The organism is Desulfurellaceae bacterium (assembly GCA_021296095.1).
Classification (GTDB): domain Bacteria; phylum Desulfobacterota; class Binatia; order Bin18; family Bin18; genus JAAXHF01.
Window position 1 is genome coordinate 1,282 of the sequence record JAGWBB010000135.1, and the last position, 600, is coordinate 1,881.

1 protein-coding gene is annotated in these 600 nt (G+C 65.3%); it reads right to left on the reverse strand.

The features are described from left to right. Positions 1-595 (reverse strand): CoA transferase (locus J4F42_21160; protein ID MCE2488031.1); only part of this gene is annotated, 595 nt, incomplete at its 3' end. Positions 596-600: the final 5 nt, after the last annotated feature.

Sequence of the window (600 nt, forward strand, 5' to 3'; positions counted from 1 at the left end):
GGCCGGTTTTTTCGCGCGCGTACAGCGCGGCCAGAATCCCCGCCATCAGCATGAACGCCCCCGAATGGTCGGCGACCAACGTCCCGCACGGCAGGGGTCGGTCGTCCGGCCTGCCGTTCTTGGCCATCACCCCGCCGGCCGCCTGGGCCAGGGTGTCGCGGCTCGGCCGCCTGACCCACGGTCCCTCGGGTCCCCACGATGAACCCTGGGCAAAGATCAGCCCCGGGTTGCGTTTCGACAGCGCCTCATAGCCGAACCCCAGGCGGTCCAGCACGCCCGGCCGATAGTTGGTCAGCAGCACATCGGCCGAGTCCAGCAGCCGGTCGAGAATCGGTTGGGCCTGAGGCTTCTTGAGGTCCAGCGTCAGGCTGCGTTTGCCCCGATTCATGGCCAGAAAGTAATGGCTGAAGTCGGCGTGTCGGGCGTCCGGCCCGGCAATCAACTGGACCAGCATAAAGCGGCTGAGGTCGCCGGTCTCGCGCATCTCAATCTTAATCACGTCGGCGCCCATATCGGCCAGGAACAGGCCGGCGTACGGGCCTTGAATCTCTTGGGCAATCTCAATGACCTTCACTCCATCCAGCGGTCCGGGCATACATC